The 20,961-nt window shown below is 39.5% G+C and carries 20 protein-coding genes and 1 other RNA gene; 19 read left to right on the top strand and 2 right to left on the bottom strand.

The features are described from left to right. The first annotated feature begins 26 nt into the window (after nt 1-26). The 8 genes from tpiA to ssrA all read left to right on the top strand — a co-directional run bounded on the left by tpiA (nt 27) and on the right by ssrA (nt 8,402). Entirely contained in the window at nt 27-788 is a 762-nt protein-coding gene (tpiA, locus tag J7E63_RS10950) for a triose-phosphate isomerase (RefSeq protein WP_214715568.1), read from the top strand. Further along, on the top strand, nt 781-2,313 hold the full coding sequence (gene gpmI, locus J7E63_RS10945; protein WP_214715569.1) for a 2,3-bisphosphoglycerate-independent phosphoglycerate mutase: 1,533 nt from the start codon (nt 781-783) through the stop codon (nt 2,311-2,313). Before tpiA ends, gpmI begins: the two co-directional genes overlap by 8 nt. A gap of 38 nt (nt 2,314-2,351) precedes the next feature. After that, the gene (eno, locus tag J7E63_RS10940) at nt 2,352-3,650 is read left to right on the top strand and encodes a phosphopyruvate hydratase (RefSeq protein WP_168245645.1); all 1,299 of its coding nucleotides are present in this window, start codon (nt 2,352-2,354) and stop codon (nt 3,648-3,650) included. Nucleotides 3,651-3,795: 145 nt separating this feature from the next. Continuing rightward, nucleotides 3,796-4,029 (top strand): preprotein translocase subunit SecG, encoded by a 234-nt coding sequence (gene secG, locus J7E63_RS10935; RefSeq protein WP_088089548.1) that lies wholly within the window; start codon nt 3,796-3,798, stop codon nt 4,027-4,029. Between the two features lie 148 nt (nt 4,030-4,177). Continuing rightward, nucleotides 4,178-4,924, top strand: coding sequence for an alpha/beta hydrolase (locus tag J7E63_RS10930; RefSeq protein WP_215011918.1), 747 nt, complete (start codon nt 4,178-4,180; stop codon nt 4,922-4,924). A 71-nt stretch (nt 4,925-4,995) separates the two neighbouring features. After that, nucleotides 4,996-7,317 (top strand): ribonuclease R, encoded by a 2,322-nt coding sequence (gene rnr, locus J7E63_RS10925; protein ID WP_374102981.1) that lies wholly within the window; start codon nt 4,996-4,998, stop codon nt 7,315-7,317. An 89-nt stretch (nt 7,318-7,406) separates the two neighbouring features. Beyond that, nucleotides 7,407-7,874, top strand: a complete 468-nt coding sequence (gene smpB, locus J7E63_RS10920) for an SsrA-binding protein SmpB (RefSeq protein WP_088089545.1) — start codon at nt 7,407-7,409, stop codon at nt 7,872-7,874. Nucleotides 7,875-8,067: 193 nt separating this feature from the next. Beyond that, nucleotides 8,068-8,402: a transfer-messenger RNA gene (gene ssrA, locus J7E63_RS10915) on the top strand. A gap of 332 nt (nt 8,403-8,734) precedes the next feature. On the opposite strand, the gene J7E63_RS10910 is transcribed toward ssrA, so the two are convergent. Together J7E63_RS10910 and J7E63_RS10905 are read right to left on the bottom strand one after the other, a co-directional pair. Next, on the bottom strand, nt 8,735-9,142 hold the full coding sequence (locus J7E63_RS10910) for an LAGLIDADG family homing endonuclease (RefSeq protein ID WP_215011916.1): 408 nt from the start codon (nt 9,140-9,142) through the stop codon (nt 8,735-8,737). 158 nt (nt 9,143-9,300) lie between these two features. Then, on the bottom strand, nt 9,301-9,969 hold the full coding sequence (locus J7E63_RS10905) for a spore coat protein (RefSeq protein ID WP_215012053.1): 669 nt from the start codon (nt 9,967-9,969) through the stop codon (nt 9,301-9,303). Nucleotides 9,970-10,408: 439 nt separating this feature from the next. On the opposite strand from J7E63_RS10905, the gene J7E63_RS10900 reads away from it, so the two are divergent. The 11 genes from J7E63_RS10900 to J7E63_RS10850 all read left to right on the top strand — a co-directional run bounded on the left by J7E63_RS10900 (nt 10,409) and on the right by J7E63_RS10850 (nt 20,910). Further along, complete coding sequence (locus J7E63_RS10900) at nt 10,409-11,581, top strand: iron-containing alcohol dehydrogenase (protein WP_215011914.1); 1,173 nt, start codon at nt 10,409-10,411, stop codon at nt 11,579-11,581. Then, entirely contained in the window at nt 11,568-12,326 is a 759-nt protein-coding gene (locus J7E63_RS10895; protein WP_215011912.1) for a glucose 1-dehydrogenase, read from the top strand. The genes J7E63_RS10900 and J7E63_RS10895 overlap by 14 nt, the downstream gene beginning before the upstream one ends. Before the next feature lie 21 nt (nt 12,327-12,347). Then, nucleotides 12,348-13,589 (top strand): ABC transporter substrate-binding protein, encoded by a 1,242-nt coding sequence (locus J7E63_RS10890; RefSeq protein WP_215011911.1) that lies wholly within the window; start codon nt 12,348-12,350, stop codon nt 13,587-13,589. 21 nt (nt 13,590-13,610) lie between these two features. Further along, a complete protein-coding gene (locus J7E63_RS10885; RefSeq protein WP_215011909.1) occupies nt 13,611-14,852 on the top strand; it encodes an ABC transporter substrate-binding protein in 1,242 nt (413 codons plus the stop codon). A 174-nt stretch (nt 14,853-15,026) separates the two neighbouring features. Then, on the top strand, nt 15,027-15,911 hold the full coding sequence (locus J7E63_RS10880; protein ID WP_215011907.1) for a branched-chain amino acid ABC transporter permease: 885 nt from the start codon (nt 15,027-15,029) through the stop codon (nt 15,909-15,911). Then, on the top strand, nt 15,908-16,921 hold the full coding sequence (locus J7E63_RS10875) for a branched-chain amino acid ABC transporter permease (protein WP_215011905.1): 1,014 nt from the start codon (nt 15,908-15,910) through the stop codon (nt 16,919-16,921). Before J7E63_RS10880 ends, J7E63_RS10875 begins: the two co-directional genes overlap by 4 nt. Continuing rightward, nucleotides 16,905-17,627, top strand: a complete 723-nt coding sequence (locus J7E63_RS10870; RefSeq protein ID WP_098930942.1) for an ABC transporter ATP-binding protein — start codon at nt 16,905-16,907, stop codon at nt 17,625-17,627. Before J7E63_RS10875 ends, J7E63_RS10870 begins: the two co-directional genes overlap by 17 nt. Continuing rightward, the gene (locus J7E63_RS10865; protein ID WP_215011903.1) at nt 17,620-18,324 is read left to right on the top strand and encodes an ABC transporter ATP-binding protein; all 705 of its coding nucleotides are present in this window, start codon (nt 17,620-17,622) and stop codon (nt 18,322-18,324) included. Before J7E63_RS10870 ends, J7E63_RS10865 begins: the two co-directional genes overlap by 8 nt. A gap of 11 nt (nt 18,325-18,335) precedes the next feature. Then, nucleotides 18,336-19,337 carry a zinc-dependent alcohol dehydrogenase gene (locus J7E63_RS10860; RefSeq protein WP_215011901.1) on the top strand — a complete coding sequence of 334 codons (1,002 nt, stop codon included), beginning with the start codon at nt 18,336-18,338 and terminating at the stop codon, nt 19,335-19,337. 16 nt (nt 19,338-19,353) lie between these two features. After that, nucleotides 19,354-20,109 carry an NADPH-dependent oxidoreductase gene (locus J7E63_RS10855; RefSeq protein WP_215011894.1) on the top strand — a complete coding sequence of 252 codons (756 nt, stop codon included), beginning with the start codon at nt 19,354-19,356 and terminating at the stop codon, nt 20,107-20,109. 27 nt (nt 20,110-20,136) lie between these two features. After that, entirely contained in the window at nt 20,137-20,910 is a 774-nt protein-coding gene (locus J7E63_RS10850; protein WP_215011892.1) for an acetoin reductase, read from the top strand. The last annotated feature ends 51 nt before the right edge of the window (nt 20,911-20,961 follow it).

The raw sequence follows: 20,961 nt of genomic DNA, 5'->3' as shown, positions 1-20,961 counted from the left end.
TTTAAAACATGAAAGGATGTGCCAGTATGCGTAAACCAATTATTGCAGGTAACTGGAAAATGAACAAAACACTTTCTGAAGCAAAAAGCTTTGCAGAGGAAGTAAAAGGACTTGTACCTGCTCCAGAAAAAATGGAATCCGTTATTTGTGCGCCTGCTTTATTTTTACAAAGTCTTGTCGAAGCCACACAAGGCAGCAATGTGAAAATTGGAGCTCAAAACATGCACTTTGAAGAAAGCGGAGCATTTACAGGTGAAATCAGCCCGAAAGCACTTGCTGACCTTGAAGTTCAATATGTCATTATCGGACACTCAGAACGCCGGGAAATGTTCAATGAAACAGATGAATCTGTAAACAAGAAAGCTCTTGCAGCCTTTAAATATAATTTAACTCCGATCGTATGCTGTGGTGAAACACTAGAACAGCGTGAAAATGGTGAAACTAACCAATTAGTTGGAGACCAAGTTGCGAAAGCATTAACTGGTTTAACTGATGATCAAGTTAAGCAAACGGTTATTGCCTACGAACCGATTTGGGCGATTGGAACTGGTAAATCTTCCACTTCAGCTGATGCAAATGAAGTTTGTGCCCATATCCGTCAAGTAGTTGCACAACAATTCTCGCAAGACGTTGCCGATGCGGTAAGAATTCAATATGGCGGCAGTGTCAAACCAGAAAATATTAAAGAATACATGGCACAACCAGATATCGATGGTGCATTAGTAGGTGGAGCCAGCCTTGAAGCACAATCCTTTTTACAATTACTGGAGGAAGGCAGCTATGAGTAAATCTCCAGTTGCTCTCATCATCCTTGATGGTTTTGGATGCAGGGGCGAAACAAAAGGGAATGCAGTCGCACAATCGAAAAAGCCTAATTTTGATCGGTTTTGGAGCGAGTATCCACATTCTCATTTAACAGCTTCTGGTGAGGCAGTCGGTCTGCCACAAGGTCAAATGGGTAACTCAGAGGTTGGTCACTTGAACATTGGTGCCGGTCGAATTGTTTACCAAAGCTTAACACGAGTGAACATTGCCATTCGTGAAGGTGAATTTGAAAAAAATGAAACCTTTACAGGTGCGATGGAGCACGTGAAGAAAAACGGCACAGCCCTTCATTTATTCGGATTATTGTCAGACGGCGGTGTTCACAGCCATATTCAACATATGTTTGCTCTGCTGAAACTGGCAAAAGAAGAAGGCGTCGAAAAGGTATACGTGCATGCATTCCTTGACGGCCGCGATGTCGGTCAGAAAACAGCAGCTAAATTTATTCAACAGACACTGGATAAAATGAAGGAATACGGTGTGGGTGAATTTGCTACGATTTCAGGGAGATACTACTCTATGGACCGTGATAAGCGCTGGGAACGTGTCGAGAAATCTTACCGTTCCATGGTTTATGGTGATGGCCCTACCTATACGAATCCATTAGAAGTGGTTGAGGATTCTTATTCTCATGGAATTTTTGACGAATTCGTCATTCCATCTGTCATCACTAAAGAAGATGGCCAGCCGGTTGCAACGATTCAGGACAATGATGCTGTTATTTTCTATAACTTCCGTCCGGACCGGGCAATTCAGATTTCTAATACATTTACAAATGAAGACTTCCGCTCCTTTGACCGCGGGCCGAAGCATCCGAAAGATTTATTCTTCGTGTGCTTAACCCATTTCAGTGAATCAGTGGATGGATATGTTGCCTTTAAACCGACGAACTTAGACAACACCCTTGGTGAAGTCTTATCGCAAAATAATATGAAGCAATTAAGAATTGCCGAAACCGAGAAATACCCGCATGTCACGTTCTTTATGAGCGGTGGACGTGAAGAGAAGTTCCCTGGCGAAGAGCGGATTTTAATCAACTCTCCGAAGGTGGCAACCTATGATCTTCAACCTGAAATGAGTGCTTACGAAGTGACTGACGCACTCCTTAAAGAAATTCAGGCGGACAAGTTTGATGCCATTTTACTGAACTTCGCGAATCCAGACATGGTAGGGCATTCAGGTATGCTTGAGCCAACAATTAAAGCAATTGAAACTGTCGATGAGTGTCTTGGAAAAATCGTTGATTTGATTCTTGAAAAAGGCGGATCTGTGATTATCACCGCTGACCATGGGAATGCTGATGAAGTAATCACACCTGAAGGCGATCCAATGACAGCACATACGACAAATCCAGTGCCGGTAATTGTGACAAAACAAGGAATTCAATTGCGTGACGGTGGAATCCTTGGGGATTTAGCGCCAACTATGTTAGACTTATTAGGTCTTGAAAAGCCAGCCGAAATGACTGGGACATCATTAATAAAGTAAACGAAAAAACAATTTAATTTTTAAGGAGAGATTTTTAAATGCCATTTATTGCAGACGTATACGCTCGTGAAGTATTAGATTCCCGTGGTAACCCTACTGTTGAAGTTGAAGTATTTACTGAATCAGGTGCCTTTGGCCGCGCAATGGTTCCAAGTGGTGCTTCCACTGGTGAATATGAAGCCGTTGAACTACGTGACGGAGACAAAGAACGTTACCTTGGTAAAGGTGTTCTAAAAGCAGTGGACAACGTAAACGAAATTATCGCTCCACATCTTGTTGGCGAAGAATTCAGCGTTCTTGACCAAGTTTCTGTTGACCAAGCTTTAATCGAACTTGATGGAACTGATAACAAAGGTAAACTAGGTGCAAACGCAATCCTAGGTGTATCTATGGCGGTTGCGCATGCAGCAGCAAATTACTTAGATATTCCTTTATATCAATACCTTGGCGGTTTCAATTCAAAGCAGCTTCCAGTGCCAATGATGAACATCGTTAACGGCGGAGAGCATGCTGATAACAACGTAGATATTCAAGAATTCATGATTATGCCTGTTGGTGCTCCAAACTTTAAAGAAGCGCTTCGTATGGGTGCAGAAATTTTCCATACGTTAAAATCTGTTCTTAAAGGCAAAGGTCTTAACACAGCAGTTGGTGACGAAGGTGGTTTCGCTCCAAACCTAGGATCAAATGAAGAAGCTCTTCAAACCATTGTTGAAGCAATCGAAAAAGCTGGCTACAAGCCAGGTGAAGAAGTTATGCTTGCTATGGATGCTGCATCTTCTGAGTTTTACAACAAGGAAGATGGAAAATACCATCTTGCTGGCGAAGGTGTTGTGAAGACTTCTGCAGAAATGGTTGATTGGTACGAAGAACTTTCATCTAAATACCCAATCGTTTCAATCGAAGACGGTTTAGATGAAAATGACTGGGAAGGTCACAAGCTATTAACTGAACGCCTTGGTAAAAAAGTTCAATTAGTTGGTGATGATTTATTTGTTACCAATACACGTAAACTTGCAGAGGGTATTGAAAAAGGAATCGGTAACTCCATCCTGATCAAAGTTAACCAAATTGGTACCCTTACTGAAACATTTGATGCGATTGAAATGGCAAAACGTGCTGGGTACACTGCTGTTATCTCCCACCGTTCTGGTGAAACAGAAGACAACACCATTGCTGACATCGCTGTTGCTACAAATGCTGGTCAAATCAAGACTGGTGCGCCATCTCGTACTGACCGTGTCGCAAAATACAACCAATTGCTTCGCATTGAAGATCAATTAGGTGAAACAGCTCAATACTTAGGGAAGAAAACATTCTATAACCTAAGCAAATAATTTTTCACGATATCAAAGGCGCACATTTTCGGATGTGTGCCTTTTTAATCATTCCATAAGACACAATAACGACTATTGTTTTAAGCGATGAAATATGATAGATTTAATATACTGTGAATTGTACGTCTAACAGGAGGTGGCCTTTATGCATACATTAGTTGTAATCTTATTAGTAATTGTAAGTATCGGACTTATTGGTGTTGTTATACTTCAATCAGGTAAAAGCGCTGGATTATCAGGTGCCATTTCAGGTGGTGCTGAATCACTTTTCGGCAAGCAAAAAGCAAGAGGACTTGACTTGATTCTACATCGTATTACGATTGTATTAGCAGTATTATTTATCCTGCTTTCTATCGCAGTAACTTACTTTAAAATCTAATTATTTACACTCAAACCTGGCCTCAAGCGCCAGGTTTTTTGTTTGGTTAATTAAAATAAATACCGACTAGATAAGCGTTTTTCTGGAATGTTCATCATTGCTTTGTTAAAACTAAACTATATGACTTGAAATTAAGGGAGTTTTTATCATGAAAGTTGCTACACCTAAGCCATTTACTTTTGCAGGAGGAAAAAGAGCAGTTCTTCTGTTACACGGCTTTACCGGAAATTCAGCGGATGTTCGTATGCTAGGACGTTTTTTAGAAAAAAAAGGCTATACTTGTCATGCTCCACACTATAAGGGTCATGGAGTTCCACCCGAAGAGCTTGTTCACACAGGACCAACGGATTGGTGGCAGGACGTACTAAAAGGCTATGAATTTTTAAAAAATAAAGGCCACTTAGAAATTGCCGTAGCGGGATTGTCTCTTGGTGGCGTATTTTCCTTGAAATTGGGATACACTGTACCTATAAAAGCCATTATACCGATGTGCGCACCGATGCATATAAAAAGCGAAGAGGTCATGTACGAAGGAATTCTTGATTATGCTCGTGAATTTAAAAAACGTGAAGGAAAAACAGACGAGCAAATCGAAATGGAAATGAATGAGTTTAAGAAAACACCAATGAAAACGTTAAAGGCCTTACAGGCATTAATCGCAGATGTACGCGAAAATGTGGATACGATTTATGCGCCCACGTTTGTCGTTCAGGCACGTCATGACAAAATGATAAACACAGAAAGTGCCAACATTATTTACAATGAAATCGAATCAGTTGTGAAGGAACTGAAATGGTATGAAGAATCCGGTCATGTGATCACGCTCGACAAAGAACGGGAACAATTGCATGAGGATGTCTATACCTTTTTAGAAAAGCTCGACTGGCGCGATTAACAAAGCACCCACAAAGGAGGATTAGTTTGGAAGATAATATACAAAAGCATATTGATAAGGTTTTACAATATATGAAGGATGAAGCATACAAACCATTAACCGTTCAGGAACTTGAAACAGCCTTTGGCATCCAGGATTCTAGTGATTTTAAGGAGTTTGTGAAAGCACTCGTGCAAATGGAGGAAAAGGGCTTAGTTGTCAGGACGCGAAGCAACCGTTACGGACTTCCGGAGAAAATGAACTTAATCCGCGGAAAGCTCATCGGTCATGCCAAAGGATTTGCCTTTGTGGCACCAGATGAGCCAGGGATGGATGATATTTTTATCCCGCCAAATGAAACCAACACAGCCATGCATGGTGATATCGTTTTAGCGCGTGTTTCCTCAGAAAGCGCTGGGCAGCGCCGGGAAGGAAGTATTATCCGCATCATTGAACGCGGTGTGCAGCAAATTGTCGGAACGTATGTAGAAAGCAAAAGCTTTGGCTTTGTCATTCCGGATGATAAAAAATTTGCGAGCGATATTTTTATTCCAAAGGCAGCGTCCAAAGGGGCAGTCGAGGGACATAAAGTTGTTGTTAAGCTGGTTACGTATCCAGAGGGGCGAAAAAGTGCAGAGGGCGAAGTCATTACCATTCTCGGACACAAAAACGACCCGGGTGTGGACATCCTGTCAGTCATACATAAGCACGGCTTACCAATGGCCTTCCCAGACGAGGTGTTAAAACAAGCCAACGAGGTGCCTGACACCATTGATGAAAGTGAATTGGCCAATCGCCGCGATCTTCGAAATGAAACGATTGTCACAATTGATGGGGCCGATGCTAAAGACCTTGATGATGCGGTAACTGTGACAAGGCTTGAGAACGGCAACTATAAGCTTGGCGTCCATATCGCAGACGTTAGCTATTATGTAAAAGAAGGCACGCCAATTGACCTGGAAGCGGAAGAACGGGCTACGAGTGTGTATTTAGTCGACCGAGTCATCCCGATGATTCCCCATCGTTTATCGAATGGAATCTGTTCCTTAAATCCGAAGGTAGACCGCTTGGTCCTATCCTGCGAAATGGAAATTACCTCAGAGGGAGCCGTTGTTTCGCATGAAATTTTTCAAAGTGTGATTAAGACAACCGAACGGATGACCTATCATGCTGTAAATATGATTCTTGCTGAACATGATGAAGAAACGCGAGCTAGATACGAACCGCTTGTGCCCATGTTCGAAATGATGGAAGAGCTGGCCGCTATCTTACGAAACAAACGGATGAAGCGGGGAGCGATCGACTTTGATTTTAAGGAATCAAAGGTCCTAGTTGATGAAGATGGAAAGCCGACCGATGTCGTGCTTCGTGAGCGCTCGGTGGCTGAAAAATTAATTGAAGAGTTTATGCTTGCTGCCAATGAAACAGTGGCAGAGCATTTTCACTGGATGGAAGTTCCGTTTATTTACCGAATACACGAGGATCCGAAGGAAGATAAACTACGTAGATTTTTCGAGTTTATCACCAATTTCGGGTACATTGTAAAAGGGACTGCTAATGATGTCCATCCAAAGGCCCTTCAGGAAATCATTGAAGAGGTTCAAGGAAAGCCAGAGGAAATGGTTGTTTCGAAGGTTATGCTTCGCTCGATGCAGCAGGCCAAATATGATCCAGAAAGTCTTGGACATTTTGGTTTATCAACAGAGTTCTATACCCATTTCACCTCGCCGATTCGTCGTTATCCGGATACAATTGTTCATCGTTTAATCCGGACCTACTTAATCGAAGGAAAGCTTGATTCAACCACGCAGGAAAAATGGAATGCACGCTTACCTGAAATTGCCGATCATTCTTCAAAAATGGAGCGACGCTCGGTGGATGCCGAGAGAGAAACGGACGATTTGAAGAAAGCAGAGTACATGGCTGACAAAATTGGTGAGGAGTATGATGGAATTATCAGCTCCGTGACCAATTTTGGAATGTTTGTTGAACTTCCAAATACGATTGAAGGCCTTGTCCATGTTAGTTACATGACCGATGATTATTATCGATATGACGAGCGTCATCTTGCCATGATTGGTGAGCGAACCGGAAATGTGTTCCGAATTGGTGATGAAATTACAATTCGGGTTGTAAAAGTAAATAAAGATGAGCGTGCGATTGATTTTGAAATTGTGGGCATGAAGGGTACACCTCGTCGCGAACGGTCGGAAACGCCAAAGGTTTTCAGTACGGGCAGCGATACCAAGAAGCCGCGGAGGAATAAACAGCAAGGCGGCGGCGGTCGTAGTCAAGGCGGCAATTCCAATGCCAAATCTGAAGGCGGCAGCGGTCAAAGTAATAAAGCGAAGAAGAAACGTAAATTTTATGATAATGTGCCAAAAAACAAAAGTACGAAGCGAAAAAATAAATGAACATTGTAAGGGGGCCTTTATAAGGCTCCTTTTCATTGTCCTATCAAGTGCGTTCTGTTAAAATAAATCCAAAGAATGAGGTGAAAAAGATGCCAAAAGGTGAAGGAAAAGTGGTTGCCCAAAACAAAAAGGCTTACCATGACTATTTTATTGAAGAAACCTACGAAGCTGGAATTGTCTTGCAGGGAACAGAAATCAAATCGATTCGGGCCGGAAAAGTAAATCTAAAGGATTCCTATGCACGGATCCAAAATGGAGAAGCCATTCTATTCGGGATGCACGTCAGCCCCTATGAGCAAGGAAATCGTTTTAACCACGACCCATTAAGAACACGGACACTGCTTTTACATAAACGCGAAATTAGTAAATTAATCGGAGAAACCAAAGAAGCGGGATATTCGCTTGTTCCATTAAAGCTCTATTTGAAGAATGGTTTTTGCAAAGTGTTAATTGGGCTTGCGAAAGGTAAGAAGAATTATGATAAGCGCGAATCCTTAAAGCAAAAAGAAGCCAAGCGTGAAATTGAACGTGCCTTCCGTGATCGCCAAAAGATGTAATGTGGTTGGTCGTCTGCTAGACTGGAAATTATTTTACAGATACTTACAATTGAAAAATCCCTACAGTGTGTTATAATAAGTTTGTCGCTAAGTTAGCGATGAGATACTTTGCTCAAAGAACATTGTTGAGCATCCTAACGTCTACAGCTTTAATCTTTCATTAGATTGCAGCTCCTTTTATATATGGGGACGCTACGGATTCGACAGGGGTAGTTTGAGCTTAGGTCGCGAGTCGAGGGGATCGGCCTCGTTAAAACGTCAAAGCCATAACTGGCAAAACTAACAACAACCTCGCTTTCGCAGCTTAATACTGCATAGCGGTTCCTCCCTCCATTGCCCATGTGGTAGGGTAAGGGACTCACTCTAAGTGGGCTACGCCGGATTCCACCGCCTGAGGATGAAGGAAGAGAACAACCAGGCTAGCTGACCGGACGCCGGTCGATAGGCAGAAGAATCAGCGAAACACCAATATATCGACTACACTCGTAGAAGCTTAAGTGGCGATATCTTTGGACGTGGGTTCGATTAGTAATTAGTCGCCTTATGTGGTAACACATAAGTGAAAATTCGGCTTTATCGGTGAAACCTAAGTCACTTCCATGTGATAGGGCAATGCCGAGCGGTATGTGGAGTAATCCAACAGCCGTGTATCGACTTATAGGCTGCCATGTAAATGGTAGTACTAGGATGCGAAATCCATACCTTGTAGGGGTAAATTTATGATTCGCATAAGACGCCGGAGGACCTGTTTGAAGACAGGTTCAAGATATAGTCAGTGCCATGTCGAAAGCATGGAAGAGCACGTCCCACCGTCTCCACTACATAGTGGAAAGAAAGGCCAGCATATTTGCTGGTCTTTTTTATATTCTAAAAAAGTTGTCTTCAAATGCAATCTTCTTTGTTAATAATAAAGAATTATATTTTCCATTTCGGGGAGTAACCTTGTCATAATTTTCGAGTATCCATAGAGCACGCTTTCTTTTTTTATCCACCCGAAGATAGGGTGATATTTTTTTTAAAAGAGTAACAACTGAATCTTTTTTCTTTATAGTTAGAGTATAAGAATCCTTATGCCGTTCAGGGTTATAGTTTTTTTTACTATTAATAGTTCCTTCGGTTAAAGAACGAAGATACACTAAAAGTTCCTTATCTGTTGAAGCAACTGTAATACAAGGCCGTCGATTTTCATTTTCATGCATTCTAGTTAATGTAATAGACCCTTCTCCATCAATAATCCCAGCAAAATAGGCGGCTTCCCATGATTCCATCTACACTCCTCCTAAGGTTCGTTCTAAATCCCACTATCAAAACGTATGTTCTGTTATTATTTTACTATCTAAATAAGCGCTTTTCAAATTTTAAATAAACAAGCTATCCTAAAAAATAGGATAGCTTGCAATTAATTCACTCATTAATATAAAAGTTTTTAATGATTCATATTAGAATTCATATTCATATTTCCATTCATGTTCATATTGTTAGTTTGCGGCATTCCTTGTGCAGGGGCGAAGGCATTAAGCAGTTGATTCATATCCTGCTCGGCAAGCTGTGGTACTTGATAGTAATGATGTTTATTTTGATAAATCGAGATTTCATAGGCCATTTCAATGCAATTCGGAACAGAGTCAGCTAGCACACGACGGACAACTGGATTCGTAACTTCTAAAGCTGCCATAGTCTTCATCGATGCACCTGATTTTACACATCCAAGCATCATGCTGGAAATACACTCATCAGTAAGCTCAGAAACGGATTGCAGCGGCTTTTTCGGCTGGGCTGGTTTTAGCCCATAAACAAAGTCATTTCCTTGGTTCATTTTATAGCTTTGGGTTCGTTTTGAAGGATCTTGTCCCGATTTGAAACATTCTAAAGTAATGTTATATTCATCCTGCATAAATTGATATTGGCGATCCAGAATATCAAGTAATTCTGGGTCTTTTACATGTTGGCGTAACATCATGTATTGGTCTAATGTTCCTATTGCTCCTGATAGCACCTCATGGACATCGAACACTTCATGGCCGCCGTGATTTAATTGTTGAGGTATATTCCCTGTATGCATGTTTTGGTGCATTTGCCCCTGTTGATTTTGCATCATTTTTTATCTCCTCCTAAAGGTATTGGTATAACCATATTATTATGTTTCATTAAAGAAGGGTTATTCTCGTAAATACACTTATTAAGCAGTCACATAATTGTTACAAAACGCAAACTAATTAAAGCTAAATAGGTATTAAAAGCGTATACTAGCGTCAATAATGACTGTAATTCAATAGCATGACTAAAGCCTTAACAAAAGTTGAGGTTTTTTTCATGCTTTTTAAAGCAGCAAAAACAGCAGTGGTTCATCATGATGGATAATATTTATACAAAAGTATAAAAATTGTGTAAATTTTACCCATTAAGAAAAATTTAAGGTTTGTAAATGATAGGATAAAACGTTTGTTTAATCGGAATTATATGAATTTTCAATCTTGGCACAATAATTGCATTATGGTTATAGTGTAAAATCTTTTACCTAGGGGGAATTCAAGGTGCACACAATTGGCTTTTTTAAAAATCCAACTCAGATTATGTTTGGTTTAGGAGTAACGGACCAACTTCGAAAAATTATCGATGAACAAAATTTTAAAAACGTTCTTATTATCACAGATAAAGGACTTGTTAAGACGGGCCTAATAAATCAAATTACAAGGCAATTAGATAATATCAATTATTCTATCTATGATCAAACACAGCCCAATCCAACTGTAACCAACTGTAATGATGCAGTTAAGCTACTTCATGAGATTGATGCTGATGCGGTTATAGCGATGGGCGGTGGAAGTTCAATTGACGTTGCAAAAGCAGTGTGTCTGCTGGCCACAAATGGTGGATCTATTGTTGAATATGAAGGAATTGATACGTGTGACAATGAACTTTTGCCATTAATCGTAATACCAACAACTGCAGGAACTGCAAGTGAAGTCACAACTTTTACCGTTATCACTGATGAAGTAAGACAATACAAGCTAACTGTAGGTGGAATAAAGCTTGCACCGAAATGGGCGTTAGTCGATCCGCTTGTTACTTTAACACTGCCAAAGCATATTACCGCATCGACTGGACTTGACGCATTAGTTCATGCAATTGAATCGTATACGTCTAAAATGGCTAACTCAATTACGAAAGCGCTTGCAAGGGAAGCAATTCGAAAAATCAGTGAAAACTTGAGGCAAGCTGTTTACAATGGTGACAATATCGTAGCTAGAGAAAATATGCTTATGGGAAGTTTACTTGCCGGATTAGCATTTAACAATACACGTTTAGGAAATTGTCATGCCTTAAGTCATCCAGTAAGTGCAATTTATGGTGTTGCACATGGGGTAGCTAATTCGATTTTAATTCCCCACATTATGGAATTTAACTCTTTGGCCGTACCGGAACTGTTTAGCGATATTGCGGATGATATGGGGGAAAATCTTGAGGGATTAACGTTAATGGAAAGAGCAGAAGCTGCAGTGAATGCTGTTAAAAAACTTTCAAGGGATATTGGAATTCCAACTACTTTCGCAGAATTCCAAATTGATGAGTCTCAATTAGATCGGATGGTAAAGGACGCTATGTTAAGTGGAAATATCGCGGTAAATCCAAGGACTACTACATATGAAGATGTCATCGAACTGTATCGGAAATCAATTGGGGGTGTATTAGTTGAGGTTATTTAATTTAAGCGGTAAAACAGCCCTGGTTACGGGAGGAGGACGAGGCATAGGTAAAACGATTGCCCTTGCGCTTGCAGAAGCAGGTGCCAACGTAGCTGTTATTAGTAGAACAGAAAGTGAACTCAAAGAAACAGCAGGGGCGATTAAAAACTTCTCTAGAAATGCGTATTATGCGACAGTGGATGCGCGAAATTCAGAGGAAATTAGAAACTACGTAAAAGAAATCGTGAACAATGAAGGGAAAATAGATATTTTAGTGAATGCGGCTGGCACAAATGTACGCTCTTCGTTTTTGGAAGTAACCGAAGAAGATTGGGATTTTGTGATGGATATCAATCTGAAAACAGCCCTAATTACCTCACAGGCAGTTATTCCTTACATGAAGGAACAAAAATATGGAAAAATCATCAATATCGCTTCACTGACGAGTGAAATAGCTTTTCCTAACATGTCCGCATACGCGGCTAGTAAGGGCGGGATTTCCCAATTAACAAAGGCAATGGCGGTAGAGTTTGCGGAAGATGGAATTTTAGTTAATGCAATTGGGCCAGGCTATTTCAAGACAGAAATGACAAAAGTTCTTTTTGAAGACGAGAAAAAGGTAGAGTGGATGAAATCTCGTATTCCTCTAAAAAGAACCGGTGAACAAGAGGATCTAAAAGGAGCAGCCATCTTCCTAGCTTCAAGTGCATCAGATTATATAACCGGTCAAACAATTTATGTCGATGGCGGATGGCTAATCAGTTAAAAAATTAAGGGGGGACAATTTATGAAAAAGATTTTATCTCTAATAATGATAGGTTTTCTATTGCTATTATCTGCCTGTAGTGGATCCAATCAGGCTAGTGGAGATGATAAAAGCAGCAAGGTGTTAAAAATTGGTGCTGTATTTCCAATGTCTGGAGGTTTAGCACTGCTAGGTGAAGAAAGCTATCGCGGAGTGGAGCTTGCAATTGAACAAAGAAATAAAAATGGCGGTGTAGCCGGTGGTAAAAAAGTCGAGCTCGTTAAAGGGGACGCACCTGACGCTGATGCTGCACAGGCGGAAGCAAACCGCTTAATAAACAAGGAAAATATTAAAACCATTGTTGGTTCTTATTCATCTGGTATCGCACAGGCTGCCAGTGAAGTAACTGAGAGGAACGGAGTCTTGTTTTGGGAGTATGGTGCCGTTGCTGATTCGATTACGGACCGAGGTTATAAATATGTGTTACGTACGAATCCGCCAGCATCCTATCTATCAAAAAAACACATTGAATTTATCAAAAATTATTTGGCAGGAAAGCTTGGGAAGTCCTTAGGTGATCTTAAAGTAGCGATTGCTCATGAAGATTCATCTTATGGAACAACCATTGCAGATGAAGCAGTAAAGTTAGCCAAAAAAGAAGGCATTAACATTGTAACGGTCCAGCCATATAGTGCTACATCAAACGACTTAAGCTCAGTCGTCCTAAACCTAAAGAAAGCTCAACCTGATGTTCTTATAGAAGTATCTTATTTAAATGATGGAATTCTATTGCAGCGACAAAGTCAAGAATTAGGATTAAAAGTTCCAGTTATTGTTGGCTCTGGTGGAGGTCATGATATGGCTGACTATATTGAGGGTGTTGGTGACAGTGGGAATGGAATCTTTGATGTAGCCTTTCCACAATACCAAATTAACCATGAATTCACTCCGGGAATGGAAGATTTCGTTAAGTTATACAAAGCAAAATATGGTGAAGAGCCGCGATCTGGGCACTCTCTTGTACATTTTATGGGAACGAATGTCCTTCTTGATCTGATTAATAAAGTTGGAGAGATTGATCCTGATAAATTACGTGCTGCAGCTATGAAATATAAAGTAGAACCTGGTAAAACCGTGACTGGCTGGGGTGTTAAATTCGATTCTAAAACGGGTCAAAACACGCTGAGCGAACCATATGTTCATCAGTGGGTTAACGGAAAACTTTTAGCTGTATGGCCAGAAAAAGTGGCGGTGCAGGAACCACAACTTAACCCAAATAAATAACTATTTTAAAGGTGGTATTCCATGAAGAAAATTGTAAGCGTTATAATGGTGAGTTTTCTTTTCCTTTTATCAGCTTGCTCGGGTGGAGCGAGTGGTGATGGTAACGGTAGTGGTAAATCGGAAACATTAAAAGTTGGTGCTCTATACCCTTTATCAGGTGGCTTAGCGCTTCTTGGTGAAGAGAGTTTTCGTGGTGCCGAGCTTGCAGTTGAAGAAGCAAATAAAAATGGCGGTATTGCAGGCGGGAAAAAAATTAAATTAGTTAAGGGTGACGCTGTTGATGCAGATGCTGCTCAAGCAGAGGCGAATCGTTTAATTAATCAAGAAAACATAAAGTCGATTGTTGGATCGTATTCTAGCTCCATCTCTTTTGCTGCTAGCGAAGTTGCTGAAAGAAGCGGTGTCTTGTATTGGGAGCTTGGGGCCGTATCTGATTCCATTACAGACAGAAATTACAAATATGTTCTACGAACTAATCCTCCTGCTTCTAATTTCTCTAAGGTGCATATTGATTTTATTAAAAATGTGGTAACAAAAAAACTAGGGAAAAGTTTAGAAGATATTAAGGTTGCTATTGCCCATGAAGATTCTTCCTATGGGACAACCATTGCAGATGAAGCTACTAAGCTTGCAAAAAAAGAAGGAATTAATGTTGTAGCAAACCAAGGATACAGCGCAGGTACTAATGATTTAAGTTCAGTCATTTTGAATATTAAAAAGGCCGCACCAGACGTAATTATTGCCGTTTCATACTTAAACGATTCCATTCTTCTAGCTAGACAAAGTGAAGAATTGGGACTAAAGGTTCCAGTATTTATTGGTTCCGGAGGTGGTCATACAATGAGTGACTTTAAAGATGCGATGGGAGAAAAAGCCAATGGGATATTTGATATTGACTTCCCACAATACCAAATTAATCGTGAAGTCACGCCTGGAATTGAACAATTTATCAAGCTGTACAAAGAAAAGTATGGTATAGAGCCACGTTCTGGTCATTCTTTAACAAACTATATGGGAATGAAAGTCGTACTCGATACAATGGATAAAGTTGGCGAAGTTGACCCGGATAAATTAAAAGAAGAAGCTTTGAAATACACAGCTAAAGTAGGTTCAACCGTTACTGGCTGGGGAGTAGAGTTCAATAAGAAAAGCGGACAAAATAAGTTGAGCCAACCATACGTTCATGAGTGGATCAAAGGTGAACTTAAGACGGTTTGGCCGGAAAATGTTGCTGTAGAAGAACCCCAAATTGGAAATCAATAAAGTAATAGTTTTACAAAAAGGTAGCTAAAAGGATAACCCAGGATTAAGTGCTTGGCATCAGCGGAAAATAAATAGTAGAACCAAGACCAGTCTAATCTGCCAATAGAAACTGCTAACGGGTGCTGGGCACTTATGGGTAAACCCCATTTTAAAATGAAACAGCGAGGTGTAAATATGACATTAGTTCAAACACTTATCTCGGGTCTATTGTTAGGTGGTATATATTCTTTAATCAGCATGGGCTTAAATTTAATCCTTGGAGTCGTAAGAATCGTTAACTTTGCGCATGGTGAACTGCTAATGATTGCCATGTATATAAGTTTCCTATTTTATTCGACGTTGGGTCTAGATCCATATGTTTCTGCTATTCTAGTAATCATCTGTCTTTTCTTGCTGGGTGTCATAACGCAGAGAATTATGATTCAGCCAATTTTGGATACACCTGCTTCAACGAAAATATTTGCAACATTAGGATTATCGATTACACTTCAAAATCTTGCTTTAATGACTTTAAGTGCGAATCATCTTTCAGTTAAAACAAGTTATCAGACACAAGTTATAAATATAGGAGAATTTGCTATTAGCGTTCCTAGATTAATTGCATTCGGAGTTGCCGTAGCAGTAGCTGTATTTTTATATCTATTCTTGCAAAAGACGATGACTGGAAAAGCCATCCGAGCGGTTGCTATGCAACGGCAAGCAGCATTTTTGATGGGGATTAACGTCAAAAGAATTTATCTTTTAGCTTTCGGAATCGGTTCAGGTTTGGTAGGTCTTGCAGGTGCTATGCTCATGCCAATTTACTCGGTCTATCCAACAATTGGAACATCCTTCGTACTTATTGCGTTCGTTGTCGTTGTTTTAGGTGGTATGGGGAGCATGTTCGGTGCATTCTTCGGCGGGTTAATAATAGGAGTAGTAGAAGCGCTTTCCGGTGTTGTGTTTGACCCAGGTCTCAAGGAAGCAATATACTTTGTCATTTTCATATTGGTATTACTAGTACGTCCAGCAGGAATTTTTAGTCTTGGTAAAGGAGCAGAGGAGGTAGGATTGAAATGATGCAGCTATTATCAAAACAAAAATTTCTTATTTTCTTTGGGATTTTACTATTAGTAACTCCGTTTGTTGTTCAAAATAAATTCTATTTAAATATTTTCATTCTTATTTTATTGTATGCGACAATTGCTGGAGCATGGAATATTCTAGGCGGATACGGTGGTCAATTATCACTCGGCCATGCGATCTTTTTTGGATTAGGGGCTTATTCCTCATCGCTTTTATATCTTAAATTTGGTGTTAGTCCGTGGTTAGGATTTATCATTGCAGCAGTGATTTCCATAGTGATTGGTGTCTTAATCGGATGGCCTGCTTTCAGATTAAAAGGAACATATTTTACTTTAACAACTATTGCATTTGCAGAGGTTATCCGCCACTTGACATTATATTTCAAAAACGTAACAAATGGAGCAATCGGTGTAAACATTCGTTTTGATCCAGGTATAAAAAATCTTATTTTTAGAGAATACAGCGCCTACTATTTTCTTGTGTTAGTATTGTTTGTCATTAGTATAGCAATTGCTATTTGGGTTGATAAAACAAAGGTTGGATATTACTTGAAGGCCATTCGTGAAGACGAAGATGGTGCTGAAACGCTTGGTATTAATGTAACGAAATATAAAATGATCGCCATGGCTATCAGTGCTGGAATGACGGGAGTTGCGGGTGTGTTTTACGCACAGTATATGTTGTTCTTTGAACCAATTTCTGTTTTCAACTTAAACTTTTCCATTGAAATTGCTTTGATAGCAATTATCGGCGGAGTAGGAACTGTTTACGGGCCAGCTTTAGGAGCTTTTATCATCATCCCATTAAATGAGCTTTTACGCTCTACATTCCCGTCCTTAAGTGGAATGAATTATTTAATATATGGGATTGTATTAATTTTAATCGTGTCGTTTTTGCCGAATGGATTACTTCCAATCCTTAAACGCATTCCTCACAAATTAAAAAACTTAAATAAGAAAAACATCAAAGTAGTGGAGGGTGAAAAAGTTGATTATTCAAGTTAAAGAACTCTCAAAACATTTTGGTGGGTTAAAAGCGGTAAAAAATGTTTCTTTTGATGTAAATGAAAACGAAATTGTCGGGATCATTGGGCCAAACGGGGCTGGTAAAACGACATTGTTTAACCTGATTTCTGGATCACTCGGAGTAACATCTGGAAAAGTAATATTCAATAATGAAGATATTACTAGTCAAAAACCCTACGTTATTTGCAAAAAAGGTATTGGCAGAACCTATCAAATTGTTAAGCCATTTGGCAATATTTCTGTACTTGAAAATGTGATGGTTGGAGCTTTTAACAAAGCTTCTAACACAAGAGAAGCAAGAGAATACAGTATGGAAATTTTGAAAAAAGTTGGTTTAGACAAAAAGAAAGACCAAGTTGGAAAAAGCTTAACCATCGCTGATAAAAAGCGTCTTGAAGTAGCGAAAGCATTGGCAACCCAGCCAACGGTGTTACTCTTGGATGAAGTTATGGCTGGTTTGAATCCAAGTGAAGTGAAGGAAATAATGCCAATGATTAAGGGACTAAGAGACAGTGGAATTACGATTATTCTTATTGAGCATATAATGGAAGTCGTCATGAATGTTTGTGATCGGATTGTCGTAGTGCATCATGGTGAGAAAATAGCCGAGGGTACTCCAAAAGAAATCGCAAACAATCCAGAAGTAATTAAAGCTTATCTTGGGGAGGAATTGAGCTTTGCTTAACTTACAAAACGTAAACTTATTCTACGGCGAAATTCAAGCCTTATGGAATCTTTCAATGGAAATTCATGAAGGTCAAATTGCTGCATTACTAGGGGCGAACGCGGCTGGAAAGTCTAGCACAATCAATGCTATTTCTGGAATAGAAAAAATTTCGAGTGGTGAAATTACATTTTTCGGCAAAGAGATTCACAAAATGAGCCCGCATGAAATTGTTGAAGAAGGGATTATCCAGGTACCAGAAGGAAGAAAGCTTTTTAATTATATGTCCATTCAAGAAAATTTGGAATTAGGGTCTTATTCCAAACGGGCGAAAAAAGATTTCAAAAAAAACCTCCGCTTCGTGTATGAATTGTTTCCAGTTTTAGAAGAAAGAAAAAATCAAATGGCCGGAGACTTGAGTGGCGGACAACAGCAAATGGTTGCTATTGCCAGGGGATTAATGGCTAATCCTAAACTTTTAATTATTGATGAGCTATCGCTTGGATTAGCACCGATATTGGTTCAACAGTTATTAAAGGATTTAATTAATATAAGAAATAAGGGAATTACAATTCTTCTAGTGGAGCAAAATGTACAGCAATCATTGGCTATTGCTAGTGATGCATATGTATTAGAAAATGGGCGATTGTCGTTATTTGGAAAATCTGCAGATTTAATTAATGATCCACATCTGAAAAAAGCTTACCTTGGAATGTAGGGGTGTCATGTATGAGAGTGGCCATGAAAACAGAAAATGCTGGCGAAATTATCCTTCAAGAAAAAGAATTACCAAGTCTCTGCAGTAATGAAGTGTTAATTAAAGTAGAGTTCTGCGGTGTATGCGGCAGCGATCTTCATGCATATAAGCATTCAAAAGGCTATGAGTTTGTACTTAAACCCATTATTTTAGGCCATGAATTTTCAGGTGTTGTTGTTGACTGCTTTGATGCCTCCTTAGAACACTTAAAGGGAAAACGTGTCATCGTGGAATCAATGAATTATTGCGGCCACTGTGAAAACTGCCTAAAAGGGCGGAAATCTATCTGCGCTCAGAATAAAGTCATAGGTCTTCATTACGATGGCGGCATGGCACAATATGTTAAAACAAATGTGCAATATGTAAAAGAAGTTCCAGAGGATTTACCGCTTCATTTAGCAGCGTTAAGCGAGCCAATGGCAATTGCAGTCCATGCTGTACGTCAAGCAGGAGATATAGCGAAATCTGATAAAATTCTCGTTCAAGGTCCAGGAATAATTGGGTTTTTTGTAAGTTTAATACTCGCCCAGAAGGGTGCGAAAGTTTATTTGTCGGGTCTAAAGCGTGATTATGAAAGCAGATTGTCAAAATGCCAATCATTTGGAGTCACCTCACATATTGTTGAATCAGGGAATTTGGAAGAAAAGGTAGACATCGTTTTCGAATGCTCCGGATCCAGTGCTGCGGTAAGGTCAGGATTCGGTAGTTTGAAAAAAGGTGGAAAAGCCATTTTTGTTGCTTTGTACGAACATGAAACGACCCTCTTTTTAACGGAATTAGTAAGAAATGAGGTACTCATCAATACAAGCTATGGTTGTAATCCCGAAGACTATAATGAAGCATTTGAAGTTTTAAATTCATTATCAGAGAAGTTAATGGATATAATGACCATTTATCCTTTGACAGATGTATCACAGGCTTTTGAAGATGGTCTTAATCAAGTTGTCCTCAAGCCGGTACTGGCAATAAGTTAATGAAGGGGGTAGTTATATGACTATTGAACAACAATTAGATACAACACTCGAACTTTTACGCAGTCATACTTCTATAAGAGACTATAAAAAGGAAGGCCTGCCTTTGGGAATGCTAGAAAAATTGTTGGTTTCGGCGCAACATGCTGCATCCTCTCATTTTGTTCAAGCATATTCAGTTATTCATATTACAGACCCAGAGAAAAAGGAAGCTATTGCATCACTTTCAAATAATAGAAGGCAAATCGAATCAGCACCTGTTTTGTTATTATTCTGTGCAGACTTGAAACGCTTGGAATATGCATGTGAAAAACAAGGAACAAGCATACAAAATGAAATTCTTGAAAATTTCCTTGTCGCAGTCATTGATACAGCGCTATTTGCTCAAAATTTTGTTGTTGCTGCAGAATCTCAAAACTATGGCATTTGCTATATAGGAGGGGTCCGAAATAACCCTGAAGAAATTAGTAAAGTTGTTGGTTTACCAGATAAAACAATTCCTTTATTCGGTATGACAGTTGGAATCCCGAATGAAACTCAATTGGTTAAGCCACGTTTACCAGTAGAAGCAATCCTTCATGAAAATCTATATAACGAAGAAAAATATCATTTGGTTTTGGATCAATATGACTCTCAGTTAAAAGAATACTACAGAAGTCGTCTGACAAACCAAAAAGAGGCCAATTGGACAGAATCAATGAGTGATTTTTTATCCACTCCCAGAAGAAAACATATGAAAGACTTTGTGAATTCAAAAGGCTTTCAATTAAAATAACCTTTCTGAAAAATCGAGGTATGTAAAATGAAAAAAAATAAAATAGCTTTAGTTACGGGTGGCGGGGCAGGTATCGGACGAGCGATTGCTCTAAGATTAGCTAATGATGGCTTTGATGTAGCTCTGAATGACATTAGTGAGGAATCAATTAAACATGTAGCTTCAGAGATTGAAAAGTTAGGACAAAGAGCCTTCCCCGTTGTCGCAGATGTCAGCAATAGAGAACAAGTTTTTTCGATGGTTGATCAAGTGGTAGAACATTTTGGGCGTCTTGATGTTATGGTTTCAAATGCTGGCATTGTCCAAGTAAAGCCATTGCTTGAAATTACAGAAGAAGATATGGAAAGAATTTTTCGTATCAATGTGTTCGGAACGATGTTTTGCATGCAAGCAGCAGCAAAAGTGATGATCAAACAAAATGGCGGAAAAATTATCAATGCAAGCAGTACTTCCGGAAAAAGAGGTGTAGAATTTCTGGGTCACTATTGTGCGACAAAATTTTCTGTCATCGGTCTGACTCAAACTGCCGCAAAAGAACTTGCAAGTCACGGAATTACGGTTAATGCATATTGTCCAGGTATTGTAGGAACAGGAATGTGGGAAGAAATTGACCGTAAAATGAGTGAATATATGAATGTGCCTTTAGGAGAAACGTTGAAAAATAAAATTAATGGAATTCCTTTAGGGAGAATTGAAGAACCGACAGATGTTGCAAACTACGTTTCATTTCTGGCATCTGAGGATTCAAATTATATGACAGGACAAGCGGTAGTAATTGATGGCGGGATGGTATTTTCCTAAAAATAATCCGGTAATAAGTTAATTTTTTATCTAATTAAGAATGGGAGGAAT

It is taken from the genome of Bacillus sp. ISL-75 (assembly GCF_018613095.1).
Note: the sequence above shows the minus strand (reverse complement) of the source record. Positions and strands in the feature narration are given on the sequence as shown.

Bases quoted from the DNA above. Each gene is read 5' to 3' on its own strand.
- J7E63_RS10875 (WP_215011905.1), top strand. From the start codon at position 15,908: ATGATGCAGCTATTATCAAAACAAAAATTTCTTATTTTCTTTGGGATT.
- rnr (WP_374102981.1), top strand. From the start codon at position 4,996: ATGAAGGATGAAGCATACAAACCATTAACCGTTCAGGAACTTGAAACA.
- J7E63_RS10850 (WP_215011892.1), top strand. From the start codon at position 20,137: ATGAAAAAAAATAAAATAGCTTTAGTTACGGGTGGCGGGGCAGGTATC.
- J7E63_RS10905 (WP_215012053.1), bottom strand. From the start codon at position 9,969: ATGCAAAATCAACAGGGGCAAATGCACCAAAACATGCATACAGGGAAT.
- J7E63_RS10855 (WP_215011894.1), top strand. From the start codon at position 19,354: ATGACTATTGAACAACAATTAGATACAACACTCGAACTTTTACGCAGT.
- J7E63_RS10910 (WP_215011916.1), bottom strand. From the start codon at position 9,142: ATGGAATCATGGGAAGCCGCCTATTTTGCTGGGATTATTGATGGAGAA.
- secG (WP_088089548.1), top strand. From the start codon at position 3,796: ATGCATACATTAGTTGTAATCTTATTAGTAATTGTAAGTATCGGACTT.
- J7E63_RS10880 (WP_215011907.1), top strand. From the start codon at position 15,027: ATGACATTAGTTCAAACACTTATCTCGGGTCTATTGTTAGGTGGTATA.
- tpiA (WP_214715568.1), top strand. From the start codon at position 27: ATGCGTAAACCAATTATTGCAGGTAACTGGAAAATGAACAAAACACTT.
- J7E63_RS10885 (WP_215011909.1), top strand. From the start codon at position 13,611: ATGAAGAAAATTGTAAGCGTTATAATGGTGAGTTTTCTTTTCCTTTTA.
- J7E63_RS10860 (WP_215011901.1), top strand. From the start codon at position 18,336: ATGAGAGTGGCCATGAAAACAGAAAATGCTGGCGAAATTATCCTTCAA.
- J7E63_RS10930 (WP_215011918.1), top strand. From the start codon at position 4,178: ATGAAAGTTGCTACACCTAAGCCATTTACTTTTGCAGGAGGAAAAAGA.
- smpB (WP_088089545.1), top strand. From the start codon at position 7,407: ATGCCAAAAGGTGAAGGAAAAGTGGTTGCCCAAAACAAAAAGGCTTAC.
- eno (WP_168245645.1), top strand. From the start codon at position 2,352: ATGCCATTTATTGCAGACGTATACGCTCGTGAAGTATTAGATTCCCGT.
- gpmI (WP_214715569.1), top strand. From the start codon at position 781: ATGAGTAAATCTCCAGTTGCTCTCATCATCCTTGATGGTTTTGGATGC.
- J7E63_RS10890 (WP_215011911.1), top strand. From the start codon at position 12,348: ATGAAAAAGATTTTATCTCTAATAATGATAGGTTTTCTATTGCTATTA.